Source organism: Streptomyces sp. NPDC054765 (genome assembly GCF_053612065.1).
Map to the genome: position 1 here is coordinate 175,591 of NZ_JBSHBP010000005.1, position 16,923 is coordinate 192,513.

A 16,923-nucleotide genomic window follows, 5' to 3' on the forward strand; every position below is an offset into this window, starting at 1 on the left:
GGACATCGGGCAGCCCGGACGAGCGGTGCCGGGCGCCGCAGGCGGGTGGGTACGGGCGAGCCGGGTGCGAGGGAGCGGGGAGTCGCACCGGGTTCGTCCGCGGCGGGGCCCGGTCAGACGGTGACGGTACGGCGGGCCGTGCGACCGGAGATCTGGAGGCGGTCGATGGCGCCGCTGTCCGGATCGCGCACGAAGCGTCCGCCGGGAACGCGGCGGCCGGACGCGGGATCCACCAGGTCGCAGGTCAGGTCCGGGTAACAGACCAGGGGCGCCGGTGTGTCACCGTTCACGGTCAGCGCCAGGGAGCCTTCCGCGTCCGCCGTGACCCGGTACTCGACGGTTCCGTTGTGGTAGGTCCCGGCGCACTGGGGAAGTGCGACGGCGCGGCCCCGTTCGTCGAGCGGGCGCGCGGCCGACGGAACCTGCACTCCGGTGATCCGGGCGATGTCCTCGGCGAGTTCGTGCCACAGGGCGGTGCCGTTGTTGGCGTTGCTGGTGAAGGCGACGACCGTGCCGCTGTCCGGTTCGGCCCGCAGATGGCAGGAGGTGCCCTGGGCGTTGCCGTCGTGGCCGCACCACTGCTGGGTGCCCTGCTGGAAGAGCGCGAGGCCCAGGCCCCATGCGTCGGCCAGGACGCCCGGCGCGGCACCCGGTACGGGGCGGCGCATCTCCTCGGCGGCCTCCGGCGTCAGCACCGCGCGGGGGCCGCGTCCGATCAGGACCCGGCCCAGTGCGACCAGGTCGAGCGCGCTCGCCAGCAGGGCACCCGCCGGGGCCTCCACCGGCGCCAGGGTCTGCTGCACCGCAACCACCCGCCCGGAGGCCGGGTGCACGGAGTGGCCGCGGGCCACCGGACGCGTCGGCGCGGCATCGCCGAGGAAGGCGGGACGGGTGCCCAGGGGTTCCAGGAGCAGCGCGCACACGGCGTCCCGCCACGGCATGCCCGTCACGGCTTCGACCAGCCGTCCGGCAGCGACATATCCGGCGTTGGAGTAGGAGAAACCGCTGCCGGGCGCGCACACCGAGTCCCGGCCGGAGCAGTGCGCGGACAGATAGCGCACGGGGGTCAGCGCGGCCGCGTCGTCCGAGTCGGGCCCGGTCGGCAGCCCCCCGGTGTGGCTGAGCAGCTGCCGTACGGTCAGGTGCGGTGCCCGCCGCAGCTCGGGTAGGTGCGTACCGACCAGGTCGGTCAGCGCGAGGTCGCCGTCGTCGGCCAGGAGCATGACAATCGCGGCCGTGTAGGGCTTGGTGACGGAGCCCAGCGGCACCGCCGTGTCCACGGTGAACATCTCGCCCGTGGAGACGTCCGCCTCGCCCGTCTGGACCGTGTACGTGACCGAGTCGGTCCGCACGGCGAGTTGGGCCCCCGGCACGCCGTGGGTACGCGCGAGCGTGTCCAGCCGCTCTTGTAAGGCGCGTCGTATGTGTGTCGGCTGCCGGCTCGCGACCGGAGCACTCGAAGCATGCGGCATGAGAAAGGAACTCCCGGAACTCGAAACTCACGGGGGATGACGCGCCTGCCTGCCGGGCAACCAACGGTTCACGGCAGGGGCGGACCAGCCCCTGGGCCTGGTCGCCGAGGGCACTCGGCGACCGTTCTCCTCACACGCGCCCGGCCCGTGGAGCCGGGCGCGCCTCCTGTGCGAACGGCGCTACGGCCTCTGCACCTCCAACGGCAGACGGCTCGGGCTGACGATGACGGCAGGGTTGTGGAACTCGACCTCGCGGCGGCTCGGGACGGTGATGCCGGAGAACCGGTCCAGCAGTTGGCGCAGCGCGAGGTGCGCCTCCAGCCTGGCCAGGGGGGCGCCGAAGCAGAAGTGGATGCCGTGGCCGAAGGTCAGATGCGGGTTGGGGCTGCGCATCACGTGGAACGTGCCGGGATCGGTGAACCGTGCCGGGTCGCGGTTGGCGGCGGCGAGGTTGGCCATCAGGATGGAGTCGGCGGGCACGGTCCTGCCGCCGAGTTCGACCTCGCGGGTGGTACGGCGCCCGAGTTCGGGGAAGGGCGGCAGCCAGCGCAGCACTTCCTCGATGGCGTCGGGCAGCCTGCCAGGGTCCGCGCGTACCAGGGCGGCGGCCTCGGGGTACTGGTCGAAGCTGAGCACGGCGTTGCCCAGCAGGGCGGTGGTGGTGATGTGCCCGGCGACCAGCAGCAGGGCGACAAAACCGACGATCTCCTGGTCCGCCAGGCGTACGCCGTCCACTTCGGCCTGCAGCAGTCTGCTGGTCAGGCCGTCACCGGGGTGTTTCCGGTGGTGGCGGATGTGGTCGAGGATGTAGCCGTTCATCTCGCGCACGGTGGGCGCGATGGAGTCCAGCGCGCGCTCGATATCGCTCATGTCCAGCGCGTCGCCCAGCTCGTCCCCGCCGAAGAGCGTGGCTGCCCACTCCTGGAACAGCCCGCGGTCACCGGCCGGCACGCCGAGCAGCTCGGCGATCACAAGGATGGGCAGCGGGTAGGCCAGTGCGTCCACCACGTCGAAGTGGTCACGGTCCTCGACGGCGTCGAGCAGCTCCGCGGTGATGGCGTGGATCCTCGGCTCCAGTCCGGCGACGACGCGGGGGGTGAACGCCTGGCTGACGAGGGTGCGCAGCTTGCGGTGCTCCGGCGGGTCCATGCCGACGAAGTTGCCCTGGCGGAAGGTCTCGAAGTCCGGCTGGGTGGGGGTCAGCCCGGAGAAGTCCGAGGAGTAGGTCGCCGGGTCGGCGAGGACGGTGGCCACGCTCCGGTAGTCCAGAACCTGCCAGAGGTTCTGCTCCTCGTCATGGCGTACGGCGTCGGCCGCACGCAAATTACTCCACCGGCCGACCAGATCGTCGAGGACGAAAGGTGCCTCTTTCACTTCGTTGCTGGTCACCGGTACTCCTTGAAGTGCGGTTCCGGGAGGCTTCGTTCCTCCCCGGCAGTGATGCGCTGGTCTGGTCGGCGGCCGTACCCCTCGAAAAGACGGATCGCCGTGTGACGCAACAGGGTTACTATCACAGCCCTTTCGTGACGTTGACTGCCTTCTGATTAATTTTGTACTTCCTGTGCGCGAATTGAAGAAACCCGTGTTCCGGCGCATGCTTGTCACGATGTGGTCGTGATCCCCAAAAGGGCATCCCAAATCCCCCGACGGCACGCCCCTCATCGAGATACGGGAACATGAACGCCGGTTATAGGAATGCCGATACGGTCAGCGGCCGGGCCCCACGGAGAGTCGACAGCGCAGCCCCCTGAATCTGCACTTCCTGTCGGCCGCGGGCGCGGCAGCGCCGGCCGTCGCTGTGCCGCGATCGGCTTGGGCGGCGCCTGGATTCCGGGCGCCGACGGTCAACGGCGACAGCAGCAGAAAAGCAGCCGTGATGGTCGGCCGGGACACCGTCGCAGGCCGGCCGCCGGCCCCTTACGGACAGAGCCGGACGCGCAATTCCACATGACGAGCCCCCCTCCCGCCCCTTGCCGAATGCCGCGGAGAACACGCCGCCGGGTCCGCCTCACTACTCGGCGAACAAGCCCGCGGAACCCCTCCTCGGCCATTCACCGTTGCACGGGCATACGGCAGCGAAGCCGCCGTTGACCATCTCGTTACCACACATCCCCCACTGAAAACCCCCTCGCACATGACGCGTGCACAGGAATCCCCGCGCCCAGCAAAGGTGGACGATCCGCGCACGAGCCGCCGGCGCCCGAAAAAGGAAAGAGAGAAACGTAAACATTACCGGCAGGTACATTTTGATGTTGTCAGCGATCCACGTCTCCGAGCGCTTTCACGCCAGTCCAGCCTGACCGACAGTCTTCACTCCCCGTCATATAATAGCAACCCCCTGCAGTCTGACGGAGAGTGATTTTTAAACCCATTTGCCTTCACTCGCTCGCGGGCCGCAAGTAACACCTGTTGCTCGTGAGGCGAGGGATTTTCGACTGTCCGTTCGAGTCGAGCGCGGGGAAGTGGGTATTGAGCGTTTCCCGGAGAGCTGAGGAGCCCCTCCAAGGGTGTCCGCCCTCCCCGCCGCACGATGATGCCACCACCGTTGGCCGACAAGTAGCAGACCTTGGCAAACCACTGCGGGGAGAGCAAGCCTCCAGAGCAGATCCGGCCCAGGGCGGCGGCCGGCGCGGTGCGCCTCGAGGCGCTCACCTCGGCGGCGTCCGGCATCGAGGTCGAGCAGGCCAGGCGGTTGCCACGGTCGTCATCAGCCACCGTGGCCTGCATCCACGGTTGTTGGTCGGCCAGGTCGGCCACTCGCTTCATGGCTTGCTTTCGACGGTCGGCTAATTGGCTGGATTCCATGCCTTGCGGCCGATGTCGACGCCGGGGTAATTGCTCCGCCGCATACGCGGAAAGAGATGACGTATTCCTTCCCGACGCGCGAACACCCGGGGCGGACACGCCGAATATGCCCACGCCACGAGCCCGTCGCTCTCGGCTCGCGGCGGTCCACGGCCTCACCACGGAAGGCACAGACCCGCGGCCCGAAGCGCCGAGGGCACCCGGCGCGCCGGCACACCTGCCGGACGACCCGACCGGTGGCATGGGGGCGGGCACCGAATGACCGTGCTCCGCCGCTACGTTGCCGGCCCGCCGTGCTCAACGACGGTAACGGACACCCGGGTTGGACTGACACGTGGGCAGCGCAAGGCGGCTGAACACGGCGCACGGGGTCACGGCGCAGGGCCGGACGACTCCTGGAGCCGTGGTCTCGCACAGGGTGCGCTCCCGCCCCGCACGTCTCAGGGCACCGGGACGCCGACGCGCCGCCCGCACCGGCCGTCGTCACTCCCGGAGCAACCGGCCGGAGCCCTGGCCATGGTTACGCAGGGGCGGCGGAGTATGGGACAGTGAAGCGACGGAACAGCCTGGTTCGGCTCGTGAGTCTCACTCACCCGGCGCTCCCAGAGGCAGGATGTGTCCCCGGCAGCTGCTGCCGTGGCGACCGCGAACTCCGGACCCGACGCCGACGCGATGCCTGCCGTGTACCCGCAGCGTTGCGGCTGCTCGTGGCTGCCACCCCAACTCTTTGAGGGCGTTATTCCTTTCAGCATCAGCACCCAGTATCTGGATGACACCGTACTGCTCATGGCCTGCGGTGAGATCGACCGCGCCGGGGAGCCCGTGTGCGACCGCGTCCTCACCACACTGCCCGCGACGCTGTCGAGTGTGGTCCTGGACATGCAGAACGTGCCGTTCATGGACGTGACGGGACTGCACTTCCTGTGCGGCCTGCACCATCACACCACCCGGCATCACATCCGTCTGCACACCCGCGGCTGGCGGTCGCAGCCACGGTACGTCCTCGATTCGGCCCTGCACCTCGATCTGCGGGGCGCGGACCTGAACACCGCGGTACGCGCGGCTCTGGACCTGCTGTAGCGCTTCTCGTGTGGCGCGGGAAGCGGGTCAGGTGTGCTCCGCTCCCCCGAGGCGCCGCCGGGCCCGGCCCACCGGACGGCCACCGCAGTCACGACAGGAGCTCCTGCAGTGCCCCCTGGTCTTTTCGCGATACGGGCCGGGGCGCTGCCGCGAGGTTGACCGCCGCCGTGGCCCGCCCCGGCCCCCTCCTCCCCTACCCCGGTGACAGACCGTCACGCATCAGGATTCCGCGCGGATCCGCCGGCGCTCCGGCCGGCTGAACCCGCCCGGATCACGTCCCGCAAGTCGGCTCAGCCGAGGGCGACTTCACACGGAACCGTCGTCGCCAGGGTCGACGCTGACACCCGGGCGAGGAACGAGCGGCTCAGCGGGCAACCACACAAGGCAGGGGCACCGCCGGCCGGCACCTGCCGAAGTCCCGGGGGCACACAGCGGCGGAGCCCGCACGCTCCCCGCACGGGGTCGTACGGCAGGGAAAGGCGATGGGTCCGGCCGGATGTCCGGCCGGACCCATCGCCTTGCTGGGCATCAGGTCAGGGTGCGGGTCAGTGGCCGCCCTCGTCCACGACCGCGACCTCCTCGATGTTCTGCTCGATCGCCTCGGCCGAAACGGCGGTGGCGCGGGCCCAGTAGTAGATCCCCAGCGAGAACACCGTGATCAGCGCCATGTCCCACCACAGCGGGAGGTTGCCCTGGCCGCCGAAGCCGCCCTGCCAGGCGATGAGGCCCATGCCGATCAGGTACGCCGGAAGCCACTGCGCGGCCTTCCAGTCCAGTCGCGGAGCGTTCGGAAGCCGCTTCTTCGTCGCGTACCAGGCGTAGCTGCCGAGCAGCACATACCCGATGACGATCGCCCCGCCGAGCCGCTCCAGGGTGTTCCAGCCGGCCCAGTAGATGATCAGGCTCGCGACCGCGAAGGACACCGGGGAGATCACGCCGCCGCCGGGGAGGCGGTACGGGCGCTCGTGGTGCGGCAGCCGGTTGCGGAAGACGCCGAACGCCAGCGGTGCGCCCGCGTACATCAGCACGCTCGCCGAGGTGATGAAGGAGACCAGCTCCTGCCAGCTCGGGAAGGGCAGGAAGCAGATCACGCCGGTCACGAACGAGATGATCAGGCCGAACCACGGCACACCGCGGGCATCGGTCTTCTCGAACAGCCGGGGCGCGTAGCCGTTCTTGCTCAGGCCGTAGGAGATGCGCGAGGTCGAGGTGGTGTAGATCAGGCCGGTGCCACCGGGGGAGATGATCGCGTCGGCGTACAGGACCCAGCCCAGCCACCCCAGGCCCACCACGGTGGCCAGACCGGCCCACGGGCCGCTGATGCCCGCGTAGTCCAGCTTGGCCCACCCGTGCGCGAAGGAGGCCAGCGGCAGTGCGCCGATGTAGACCACTTGAAGAAGGATGTAGATCACCGCGCCGATCACGACCGAGCCGATCGTGGCGCGCGGCAGGTCGCGCTTGGGGTTACGGCTCTCGCCTGCGAGCTGGATGGCCTGTTCGAAGCCGAGCAGCGCGAAGATGATGCCGCTGGTGCTGATGGCGCTGAGCACGCCCTTGGCGCCGAAGGGGGCGAAGCCCTGCGAGGTGAAGTTGTGCGGATGGAAATTGGTCGCCGCGATGATGAAGATCGCCCCGAGGGGTACGGCGATCTTCCACCAGGTCGCCGCGCTGTTGGTGTGCGCCAGCACCTTCACACCGAGGAAGTTCACCGCGACGAAGACCGCCATCAGGACGAGCGCGACGATGAAGCCGCTCGTCGTGAGGGTCCCGTTCGCATGCTGGAACCCCTGGGCCCATGACCAGTGACCGGCGTACCCGATCATGGCCTCGACCTCGATCGGGGCCACCGTCGCCGCCTGGAGCCAGGAGAACCAGCCGAAGGACATACCGGCCAGACCACCGAAGGCGTAGTGCGGATACCGCGCCGTACCACCGGCCACCGGGAACAGACCGCCGAGCTCGGCGTGCACCAGTGCCAGCAGCACCACCGCGATCGCCCCGATGATCCAGGAGATCAGCGCGGCCGGACCCGCCACCACTACGGCCTTCTGTGCTCCGTACAGCCAACCGGATCCGATGATGGAGCCGACCGACGCCCACATCAGGCCGATCAGTCCCACATCCCTGCGGAGGGAACCGGATGAGCTCGTCCTCTGGGGAGCGATCTCGTCAACGCTTGCCATAGGAGGCCTTTCAAGACAGGGCTGGCTGAAAATTTGCCTCAGAGTAGGGAGCATTTCTGGCCCTGCAAAGAGCCGTTGGCTAAATAGTTATATTTCTTGAAGAAATGCATACCTAATTCTCGGCTCGCCGCTATGGACATTCCGCGGAATGTGCGAAGGAGTGCCTCCACGAGCAGGCCGGATGGCAGGCCGCGACCGGGCCCTCACTCATCCCCGCATCGGCATTCCGCGCAAAATTGAGGGAATCTTGAGCTTTCGCGTCCGGGCAATGCCATTCACCAGGGCGAGCCGACCTCGCTAACTGTCAGTGAGCGTTGCCCCCCGTTGGGTGACGACCCTTTTCCGTACCCACGGGCGGTCGCATGGCGGCCCGGCGGAGTACGAGGCCCGAGCGGCTCCCCTCTCCGTCACCGCCGAATCCGCCCCCGGCCGACCGGCGAAGGGCACCGACGGACCCCCGCCGCGACACCCCTGCCCTACCGGACATCGCGCCCCGGCTGCCGCCGCGCCGCCGGCCGCCGCTCCAGCGGGACGGAGGCCTTCCGCGACGCGCCGATGAAACGAGAGTCGTGGAGCAGCCGGCAGGGCGGACAGGGTTAAAACTCCGCTTCGGCGCGCCGTTCCCCCTAAGAGTCAACTTCTCGCTCATGCCACCCATAAAGCGCATTTTTCCCATGTCTTCAAGCGGTGCGCCGTGACAAGACGGCTGACTGTGGGTCATATGTCGCTACTGCGACTCAGAAGGCCGACGCTGTGTCGTCCTTCGCCGCAGGCCGAAAGGAACATGCCCATGCGCACTGCCCGCACCCTGTTCGCCTCAGCCGTCATCACCGCGGTTTTCGCGGTGACCGCCCCCTCCGCGATCGCCTCGTCCGCGGCCGAGGACAGCGCCACGGTCAGCGCGACCTCGGCACACAACGACGACCACGGCCGTTACCCGAGGGGGGACGATGACCACCGGTACGGCCACCGCAGGCACCACCACTGCAGGCACGGTCACCACAGGCACCACCACCGCTGGCCGGTCGGCGGTGTGCACACCGGCGGCGGAGCCATGGCCGGCTGAGACGAGGGCCTGACAACGGAACCGAGCTGTTCCGCCGGACGGCGACGACCCGGCATCGGCGCCGGCGGGTTCCGACGACTCCCCTGTCGACAGCACTGAGTGGGTGCGGCAACAATCGTGTTGCCGCACCCACTCATGTGCATTCCGGACGCCTCTTGCGATCCCGCATCCGGTGATGCCATCTTTCGTGACCCCACGTCAGAAACCGCCCGGAGGGAAATGGTTCGGGACCGGTACGAGGGTGTCGTGAGCCCCTTTTCCCGCCTCCGCAGGCACGCGCTCAGCTTCGGCCCGTCGCGCGGACCGGGACCGCCCCTCACGGGAAACTCCCCCGTTTCCCGCAGAGTCCTGCGGGCAGCGGAATGATGACGCCGACGAAAGGACCGCCTCATGAGCGCCGTTGAGAAGGCGAAGGCCAAGACCGGGCAGACGACCGGGAAGGCGGAAAAGGAAATTGGCCGCACGGTCGGCAATGAGCGGCTCGAAGCAGACGGTGTGGTGCGCGAGTCCAAGGGAAACCTGCGCGATGCAAAGGAAAAGGGCAAGGACACCCTCAAGGACTGACGCCGGGATGCTGCTCATGGTGGGTGGGACCACACGATCGTGTGGTCCCACCCACCATGAGCAGGTGCTGCATCCGGAGCCGCTACGGAAACCCGTCGCGGAAGTCGGGGCCGGACACGAAGCGGCCCCGGCCTCCGGCTCTGTCCGCCACAGAGCTCCGCGTCGCTCTTCCCCACCGGCCTCCTCCCCCGTACGGCCCCTCCGTCCCGTTACGCCTGGCGGGAACCCTCCCGACGCCTCGGCGCCCGCATACCGGCGCTCACGTCACCGGGAGCGATTCGCCGAAGCAGGCCATGGCTGATAGGGAGGTGACATGAGCGATATCCCTCCGGTTTTGACCGTGACCGCCATCAGCACCATCGGGGTCACCGATGTTCACGACGAGAACGCGGACTCCTGGATGGTGATCGAGACCGCCGAGCAGGGGCAACTGCTGCTGAACCTGCCCGGCCCCCTCTACGAGGCCGCGGTCCAGGCAACCAAGCTCCCGGCCGACCAGCCCGGCCCCGGCCGCCTGGCGCTCACCGAGGAAGAGATTGCCGCCTACCGCGCCCATATCGCGGGGATGTCCCGCACCGACTAGACGTCCGCCCGCACGGACTGGCGATCCGCCCGGGAACGGCTGCCCGCGCGATGCCCCCTCGTCCCCCGGCGCGGGGGCGGCTGAGCCGGGCGGCAGCGTGCGCGGCCCCGGCCGAACAGCCCGTCGCACCGGCCGCCTTGACCTGCTTGCCCGCCCGGCCGAGCCGCACAGCACGCCGCGGAAATGACCGGTGCGCTGTGCGGCTCGGCCGCACGGTGTCCGGGAGTGCGGCCGTCAGAGTGCGGCTGGGGCCGGCGCCCAGCGGTCGAGTATGAAGCGACCGGCCCGGTCCAGTGCCGCATCCGCTTCGTCGAGCGATCCGGTGAACGACTGGAAGACGTGCGGGACGTCAGCGGTGACGTCGAGGATCACGTCCACACCGGCTGCGGCCGCCCGGGTCGCGAGGCGGGTCGAGTCGTCAAGCAGTACCTCGTTCGACCCGGCCTGCAGCAGGAGCGGTGGCAGCCCGCTGAGGTCGGCGCACACCGCCGGGCTCAGCAACGGCTGCCGCGGGTCCTGGCCGGCCAGGTAGTGCGTGCCCAGACGCTTCAGGGACTGGCGGGTGAACAGCGGGTCAATCCCCTCCTTGGTCGTCATGCTCTCCCCACTGCGGGTCTGGTCCAGCCCTGGCGAGAACGCGACCACCCCGGCCGGGTTCGGCAGGCCGGCGTCCCGCGCGGCAAGTACGGTCATGATGCTCAGTCCGCCGCCGGCCGAGTCCCCGGCCAGCACGATCTGCTCGGCCGGCACGCCGTGCTCCAGCAGGTCACGGTAGGCCGCGACGCCGTCGTGGATCGCGGCCGGGAACGGGTGCTCCGGTGCGAGCCGGTAGTCGAGCGAGACGGCCCGAGCCCCGGTACGCCGAACGAGCGCCGCGGTGAGGTGCTGTGCCGTGGCGGGCGAGCCGAACACCCAGGCCCCGCCGTGGAAGTAGAGGACCGTCCCGCTGGTCACCCCGTCCTCCGGCTCGATCTCCAGTGCCGGGCGGCCACCGAGGGCAGTCGGGGTGAGGGCGACTCCGAGCGGCTCCGGGCTGCCGGCCATCATCGCAACGAAAGCCGTGCGCAGCTCATCCGGTGTCCGACCGGCATCGAACGCCGCCGACCGCAGTAGGGCGTCAACGGTCGCGCGCTGTTCCTTGCTCATACTGTCCTCCAGATCGGGTGGCCGCGGGCTCATGGCCCGTCGGCGGTAGCCTTGAGAGACTACATTCCATGGAAGATACTTCCCGAGAAGCCGGAGCGTCCATATGACTGATCACGTGCAGGTATTCGCCGACCTCGTCCGGTACGAGACGCGGCTCTACAACGTCCTCGGCGAGCGGCTGCGGACCGAGCACGGCCTGACTGCCGGCCAGTTCGAGTTCCTGCGGATCATCGGCAGCCGCGACAGCTGCCGGGTGAACGACCTCGCCCACGAGATCGCCATTACCGTGGGCGCAACCAGCAAAGCGGTCGACCGGCTGGCGGCCGCGGGGTGGGTGAGCCGCCGCCCGAACCCGCAGAACCGCCGCTCGTCGCTGCTCGCCCTGACGGCGGCGGGCCGGCAACTGCTCGACGCCGCCACACCGACCTTCGAGAGCGAGTTGCGCACCTGGCTCGCCGACCCGTTGACAGCACAGTCGCTCGACCAGCTGGCGGCCACTGTCGCCCGGCTACGACAGACCGTGGAGGACGCGCGCGTCGGTATGCCGACAGGCTGAACGATCAGCCGGCCCGCCCCCACCGGCGGGCGTACCGGTCCCTGCGGCAGGCCAGGGCCGTCCGCTGACGGCCCTCAATTCCGCGGCAGGAGGGAACCCAGCGGCCCGAGGTCGAGGTTGAGGTCTTCGAGACGCAGGCCGTGCTGATCGCACAGTTCGGTCATGCGCGCTTCGAGGTGCATGAGTGTCTCCCCGATCTGTTCCACCTGGTCGTCGCTCAGGTCCCCCTGTTCCACCCGGCGGATCGCCTGCCGTTCCATCAACTGCCGCAGGAGTTCCACCACGGTGAGTACCAGCGACACCAGGTCGCGGCCCATTTGTTCACGGTCGACGTCGAATCTGCCCTCGCGCGGACCGGTGCGTTCCGTCACAACGGGCCCGAATCCGACCACGGTGCGGGCACCCGTTCGCTGACTGACGACAACAGCGCGTGCAGGGAGAGCCGCACCAAGGGCACGTCCGCGATGGCGATGACCAGGTCCCCGCTGATGACAACGCCGGTGGACAGGACGCGGTCCAGAAGGTCGACCAACGGGACGCCGATGGGGCCCGAGAGCGGGCCCGGTGTTTCCCAGGGGACGGGATACGGAGCGGACACGATTCACACCTCTCCGACGAATGAGTACGGGACCCAGGGGCCTGATACCTCGACCTCTGCTCCGGTGCGGTGGCGCAGGTCCTCCACGGCGTGGAGCAGTCTCCTTTCGCGCACGGACGTCACCAGGTAGGCGGCGTTGAGGACCTGCAGGCGGTGCTTCTCCCCCGTCATCTCCGGGGTGTGCGGGCGCAGCCGGCGGGTCGCCGTGGCGAGGCGGCTCAGGGCGGTATCGATGTCTTCGGCGGTCTGCAGCGCACGGTCGTGGTGATGCTCGCGCGCCCGGTGCAGGCCCCGCTTCCGTTCCAGGTAGGCACGGCCCGCCCCTCCTTCCGCACGGCCGCCGCCGAGAGGTTCCGGGGGTGTGGCCGCGGAAGGTGTGGGGGCTGCCGCGGAAAGGTAGACCTTCACCCCCCATTCGGCGTGGCCTTCAATGCGTTCCAGTACGGCGGCGAAGCGGTCCGCGTCCGCTTCGAGGGCCTGCCGCGCCCGCTCGTCGCCCCGGTAGAGAGTGGCCAGCGCCAACGGCACCGTGGGCCCGCAGGCGGCGGCCGCGGTCACCACCTCGTGGTGGGCCCGTGCACAGCGCTCGAGTTCCGCCCGGTCCGACAACCGCTGCTGCCATGCATCCTCGGTGAACTCGGCAGCGGGTACGTGCTGGATGACCGCCGTGAGCGGCCCGAAGTCCAGACCGCGCACGGGAAAGCCGCCGGCGAGGCCGGTGAGTGCGGTGAGGGCGGCGGGATCAAGCTGCCGGCAGACGGCGTAGACATAGGTCGCGGTGGCACCCTGCGGGGTGCCCGGCTGCTCCGTCGTCATGTCCCCGCCCCCGCCGTGTCCTTCGTCCGGGGAGCCGGCGAGTCACCGCCATCGGCGGACTCCAGCGCTTCCATGCGCTCGCGCAACCGGCGGTTCTCCTCCCGCAACTCGTTCTGTGCTGCCTTGGAGCTGAGCGCGGGATCGGTCTCCCACCAGTCGATGCCGGCCTTCCTGGCCGTCTCCACCGACGCGACGAACAGGCGCAGCCTGATGGTGAGCAGCTCGATGTCGAGGAGGTCGATCTTGATGTCACCGGCGATGACGATCCCCTTGTCAAGGACGCGTTCCAGAATGTCGGCGAGGTTCGAGGTGGTCGGACCGTTGGCGGGACGAGCGTCCCCTCTCTCATCGACGTCGGTCACGTGGTCACCCATTCCTCTTCGTCATGGTCGCGTTCTTCATCGGCTCAGGTCCGGCGGCGGCGCCGTTCTTCGGCGACGAGCTGACCGGTGCGGCCCGGCCGGCGTCGGGAGGGGGGCGACGCCGTGGAGCGGGTCGGCGTCCACTACGGCCGGGCGGGTGACCGCCGGCCGGGGCGGTTGCGCGAGGGGCTCCGGTTCGTCGGCCGGCCAGCGTCCGGTTCGATGGCCGGTCAGCGTGTGACACCACTCCTCAGCTGCCGCTCAGCTCTCGTACAACAGGTCGAGCAGCTGCTCCTCTTCGCGTTCGAACGCCTCCTTGCTGAGGTGGCCGGACTCGAATTCATGGTTCAGGGCGGCGAGCCGGGCGCGGATCACGGACGGGTCGTGCAGCTCACGGTCGGCCGCCTGGGCAAGTTGATCCGCCACCCAGACCACGCCTCGCACGGGCGCGAGCGGCAGGGTGAGCACACCGCTGATCAGCCCCATGTCATCCTCCGGCTCTGCCCGCGAGCGCGCGCGGTTCGAGGAAGCTGTAGCAGGGCAGCGGGCCCGCCACCCTCAGTGCGACGCGATCGCTGCGGTGCCGGGCGAGACGCTCCGCCTCCGCGGCGAAGCCGTCGCTGTCCCTCCGGTCCACCAGGAAGGACATATTGACCTGGCACCCGGAAACCTCCGGCCCGGCGGCGACGGCACGGGCCCGGGGCGTCAGCTCGTGCACGATTTCGTGCCCTGCCTCGGCGGCCCGGCGCGACAGCGCGGTTGCCACCGCTTCCCCGAGACGCATATTCGCCTCGTAGCTCGGGCGCCGGCGTACCGCCTCGCGGAGCCCGCGGATGGTGGCGTCCCCTTTGACGAGCGCGGCGAGCGAGTCGTCGGCCGGCATCGCTTTGACGTTGATCTCGACCCGCCCCGCGAGGTCTTCCAGGGCGGCCAGATGGCGCTCCTCGGCGTCCGAAAGCTGGCGGCGGACCACGGTCTCGTCCGGCGCGACCATGCCGAACCGCATGGGCAGCACCGGTCCGTCCTCGGCCAGGGCCAGCAAGAGTTCCTGGTGCGCCATGAGGTCGCGGCGACGGGCACGCAGCTTCGGCGGCGCCTGGCTCACGACCGCGGCAAGGCGCCCCTCGCCGATGCTCTCCACGGTCCCCGGGGGATCCCCCACTCCGCCCCGGTCCGCGGGCAACGGGTGGCCGGCCCGGACGATGCCGTAGACATAGATGCCGTCGTCCGTCACTGGTTACTCCTCCTCTGAGCGTCGTCGGCGGGAGGCGGCTCCGGACCGGGCGGAACTGCTGCGCCGGCGCCTTGACGGCTGCGCTTCCTCCTCGGATTCGTCCTCCGAGTCGTCGTCCCCGCCCACCGCCGAGCGGACCGTCTCGCCAATTGATGTGGCGGCTTTCTTGACCTTGCGCTTTCCGATGCTCTTGGCGGCCTGGCCGCTGAAGAGTTCCGGGACGGTCACGCTGCCCGAATCGCGCTCCAGATCCAGTCGATTGCACGCTTCGGCGAAACGCAGGTAGGTATCGACGCTGGCGACCACGATGCGGGCATCGATCTTGAGGATCTCGATGCCGACCAGGGACACCCGTATGAACACATCGATGACCATCCCCCGGTCCAGGATGAGTTCCATGACGTCGTACAGCGTTCCCGCTCTGGGCGGGCAGGGAATTACCTCGCCGGACAGTCCTGAATAAGTCGTCGTGGCCATCTGGGGTGCCCTTTCAGCTGGTCAGCGCGGCGCGTTCACTGGTCGGCCGCACCTCGTCGGTAGCGGTGGGTCCGGTAGTACTCGAGCAGCTCGCCGTCGTCGTCGAGCTTCACCTCGTATGTCGCGAGGAGGCTCGTGGTGTCCGGGATCCGCGCCAGCTCCAGCACATCCACCTCGACGCACCAGCCGTCGTCGGTGCGCCGCACCGCCGAAACGCCTTCCGTACGGTGGCTGATCAGGCTCTGCAGCAATTCAGCGGCCCGGCGAGCCACCGTCCCGGGGTCGTTCTCCGGCGCTTTCTTGCTTTTTCGGGCAGCCGTGGACGACCGAACCCGAGTTCGGGATTGTTCTGCCATACACCTCAGTCTCATCGCCATCCTGACCTGCGCATCTTTAACGGGACCAAATGATGCGACCCACAGGGACTTCGTGGTGGTGTCGCACGGCTCACCCTCGTCCTCATCGTCTGCCGGGGCTGCGCGCTGCCGGTTCAAGCCGTCCACGCGAACCGGTAACTCGAGGGCAGTGCAGCCGAGTTATCCACAGGAGGGGGCCTCCGGAAACGCGGACGGGGCATTCACCCCTACCGTCGGTGACATGCACGGAGGACTGCCGTTCATCGGCATCAGCACCATCGTCTACGGCGTGATCGGACTGTTCACGGTCGTAGCCGGCGCCATCCGCAAGACAAGGGGAGACCGAGTTGCACACCATCACCGTCATCGTGCCCGCGCACAACGAGGAGGAGGGACTGCCCGCCACACTGGAGTCCCTCGCACGTCAAACGGTCCGGCCTGACCGCATCCTGGTCGTGGACGACGCCTCCACGGACCGCACCGGCGAAGTGGCGGCCTTACACGGCGTCACCGTACTGCGACCGCCGCACAATCTCGGCAGCAAAGCCAGAGCACAGAACTTCGCCCTCCCACAGTGCACCACCGACCTCGTCCTGGCCGTCGACGCGGACACCGTCCTCGCACCGGACTACATCGAAACCGTCCTGCCCGTCTTCGACGACCCCGACGTCTCAGTCGCCGCAGGCACGGTCCGCACCCGCCACACCCGCACTCTCTGGGAACGCGGCCGCTCCACCGAATACCTCTTCGGCTTCCACTGGCACCGCCCCATCCAGGCCCGCGCCAACAGCCCCATGGTCTGCTCGGGCTGCTGCTCCGTCTTCCGGCGCGACGACCTGACGGCCTTCGGCGGCTTCCCCGAACGGACCATCGTCGAGGACATGGACTACACCTGGTCCCAGCAGATCGCCGGCCGACGCGCGGTCTACGTCTCCAACGCCGTGGCCCTGGCCGCCGACCCGGAAGACCTCACCTACCTCCGCAAGCAGGTCTGGCGCTGGATGGCCGGCTTCTGCCAAAACGTCCGCCTCCACCTCGGACGCCTGCTCACCCACAAACCCCTGCTCGCGCTCTGGGTACTGCTCGCCCTCCTGGAGATCCTCACCGCACCACTCTGGTGGGCCACACCATTCATCATCACCGCAACCACCGACCAGCCACCCGCGCTCGCCTTCGCCTGGTGGGCCGGAGCCGAACTCCTCCTGACAATGCCCCCACTCCTCTACGCCGCCCACCGCCGCAAACTCCCCTTGCCCGGCATCCTGTGGAACATCCCCTGCGTCTACGCAACCAAGGCCGTCAACCTCGTCTACGCCTGGAAGGCCCTCATCGTTGAACTCCTCCTGGTTCCACTCCACTTGGCCCAAGGCCTGACGGTCTACGAGAAAGGACGAGCCGACCACCGGCCGGTTCGATCAGCTTCGGCGGGGATGGGATAAGGCGAGGTGAGGCAAAGTGAAGTGAAGTGAAGTGAGGCGAGGTGAGGTGCGGGCCGGTCGTCCTTCCGGTGAGAGCCGGCAGCGGCTGAACACGGTCACCCCGGGCAGGAGACGGCGCACTCCTGCACCAGAAGCGGCCGGCGCCCCGCGCCCTCACCAAGGCCGTCACTGACGACGGTAAGTCGC

General features: G+C 69.0%; 18 protein-coding genes. 6 read left to right on the forward strand and 12 right to left on the reverse strand.

The features are described from left to right. Positions 1 to 113 precede the first annotated feature (113 nt). Positions 114 to 1,472, reverse strand: a complete 1,359-nt coding sequence (locus tag ACWGJY_RS05645) for a serine hydrolase domain-containing protein (RefSeq protein ID WP_453259509.1) — start codon at positions 1,470 to 1,472, stop codon at positions 114 to 116. Positions 1,473 to 1,652: 180 nt separating this feature from the next. Next, complete coding sequence (locus ACWGJY_RS05650) at positions 1,653 to 2,861, reverse strand: cytochrome P450 (RefSeq protein WP_453259510.1); 1,209 nt, start codon at positions 2,859 to 2,861, stop codon at positions 1,653 to 1,655. A 2,052-nt stretch (positions 2,862 to 4,913) separates the two neighbouring features. Here ACWGJY_RS05650 and ACWGJY_RS05655 point away from each other — a divergent pair. After that, complete coding sequence (locus ACWGJY_RS05655; protein ID WP_453259511.1) at positions 4,914 to 5,357, forward strand: STAS domain-containing protein; 444 nt, start codon at positions 4,914 to 4,916, stop codon at positions 5,355 to 5,357. Positions 5,358 to 5,902: 545 nt separating this feature from the next. On the opposite strand, the gene ACWGJY_RS05660 is transcribed toward ACWGJY_RS05655, so the two are convergent. Next, positions 5,903 to 7,540, reverse strand: a complete 1,638-nt coding sequence (locus ACWGJY_RS05660; protein WP_453259512.1) for an APC family permease — start codon at positions 7,538 to 7,540, stop codon at positions 5,903 to 5,905. Positions 7,541 to 8,330: 790 nt separating this feature from the next. On the opposite strand from ACWGJY_RS05660, the gene ACWGJY_RS05665 reads away from it, so the two are divergent. The 3 genes from ACWGJY_RS05665 (at position 8,331) to ACWGJY_RS05675 (ending at position 9,753) form a co-directional block, all read left to right on the forward strand. Continuing rightward, positions 8,331 to 8,606 (forward strand): hypothetical protein, encoded by a 276-nt coding sequence (locus ACWGJY_RS05665; protein WP_453259513.1) that lies wholly within the window; start codon positions 8,331 to 8,333, stop codon positions 8,604 to 8,606. A gap of 390 nt (positions 8,607 to 8,996) precedes the next feature. After that, positions 8,997 to 9,170 carry a CsbD family protein gene (locus ACWGJY_RS05670; RefSeq protein ID WP_453259514.1) on the forward strand — a complete coding sequence of 58 codons (174 nt, stop codon included), beginning with the start codon at positions 8,997 to 8,999 and terminating at the stop codon, positions 9,168 to 9,170. Between the two features lie 313 nt (positions 9,171 to 9,483). Continuing rightward, complete coding sequence (locus ACWGJY_RS05675; RefSeq protein WP_453259515.1) at positions 9,484 to 9,753, forward strand: hypothetical protein; 270 nt, start codon at positions 9,484 to 9,486, stop codon at positions 9,751 to 9,753. 234 nt (positions 9,754 to 9,987) lie between these two features. Here the strand turns inward: ACWGJY_RS05675 and ACWGJY_RS05680 are convergent, their stop codons facing one another. Beyond that, the gene (locus ACWGJY_RS05680) at positions 9,988 to 10,899 is read right to left on the reverse strand and encodes an alpha/beta hydrolase (RefSeq protein ID WP_453259516.1); all 912 of its coding nucleotides are present in this window, start codon (positions 10,897 to 10,899) and stop codon (positions 9,988 to 9,990) included. Positions 10,900 to 11,002: 103 nt separating this feature from the next. On the opposite strand from ACWGJY_RS05680, the gene ACWGJY_RS05685 reads away from it, so the two are divergent. Next, a complete protein-coding gene (locus ACWGJY_RS05685; protein WP_453259517.1) occupies positions 11,003 to 11,455 on the forward strand; it encodes a MarR family winged helix-turn-helix transcriptional regulator in 453 nt (150 codons plus the stop codon). Positions 11,456 to 11,529: 74 nt separating this feature from the next. On the opposite strand, the gene ACWGJY_RS05690 is transcribed toward ACWGJY_RS05685, so the two are convergent. The 8 genes from ACWGJY_RS05690 to ACWGJY_RS05725 form a co-directional block, all read right to left on the reverse strand. Further along, the gene (locus tag ACWGJY_RS05690; protein ID WP_453259518.1) at positions 11,530 to 11,826 is read right to left on the reverse strand and encodes a gas vesicle protein K; all 297 of its coding nucleotides are present in this window, start codon (positions 11,824 to 11,826) and stop codon (positions 11,530 to 11,532) included. Further along, positions 11,823 to 12,053, reverse strand: coding sequence for a gas vesicle protein (locus ACWGJY_RS05695; RefSeq protein WP_453259519.1), 231 nt, complete (start codon positions 12,051 to 12,053; stop codon positions 11,823 to 11,825). The genes ACWGJY_RS05690 and ACWGJY_RS05695 overlap by 4 nt, the downstream gene beginning before the upstream one ends. Before the next feature lie 3 nt (positions 12,054 to 12,056). Beyond that, a complete protein-coding gene (locus ACWGJY_RS05700) occupies positions 12,057 to 12,869 on the reverse strand; it encodes a GvpL/GvpF family gas vesicle protein (RefSeq protein ID WP_453259520.1) in 813 nt (270 codons plus the stop codon). After that, positions 12,866 to 13,231 (reverse strand): gas vesicle protein, encoded by a 366-nt coding sequence (locus ACWGJY_RS05705; RefSeq protein WP_453259521.1) that lies wholly within the window; start codon positions 13,229 to 13,231, stop codon positions 12,866 to 12,868. Before ACWGJY_RS05705 ends, ACWGJY_RS05700 begins: the two co-directional genes overlap by 4 nt. A gap of 261 nt (positions 13,232 to 13,492) precedes the next feature. After that, positions 13,493 to 13,717 (reverse strand): gas vesicle protein GvpG, encoded by a 225-nt coding sequence (locus ACWGJY_RS05710; RefSeq protein WP_244416569.1) that lies wholly within the window; start codon positions 13,715 to 13,717, stop codon positions 13,493 to 13,495. 1 nt (position 13,718) lies between these two features. Beyond that, positions 13,719 to 14,465, reverse strand: a complete 747-nt coding sequence (locus ACWGJY_RS05715; protein ID WP_453259522.1) for a GvpL/GvpF family gas vesicle protein — start codon at positions 14,463 to 14,465, stop codon at positions 13,719 to 13,721. 3 nt (positions 14,466 to 14,468) lie between these two features. Next, entirely contained in the window at positions 14,469 to 14,942 is a 474-nt protein-coding gene (gene gvpJ, locus ACWGJY_RS05720; RefSeq protein WP_453259523.1) for a gas vesicle protein GvpJ, read from the reverse strand. Between the two features lie 35 nt (positions 14,943 to 14,977). Further along, a complete protein-coding gene (locus ACWGJY_RS05725) occupies positions 14,978 to 15,298 on the reverse strand; it encodes a gas vesicle protein GvpO (protein ID WP_453259524.1) in 321 nt (106 codons plus the stop codon). A gap of 347 nt (positions 15,299 to 15,645) precedes the next feature. Between ACWGJY_RS05725 and ACWGJY_RS05730 the strand changes: the two genes are divergently transcribed. Then, positions 15,646 to 16,737, forward strand: coding sequence for a glycosyltransferase family 2 protein (locus tag ACWGJY_RS05730; RefSeq protein WP_453259525.1), 1,092 nt, complete (start codon positions 15,646 to 15,648; stop codon positions 16,735 to 16,737). The last annotated feature ends 186 nt before the right edge of the window (positions 16,738 to 16,923 follow it).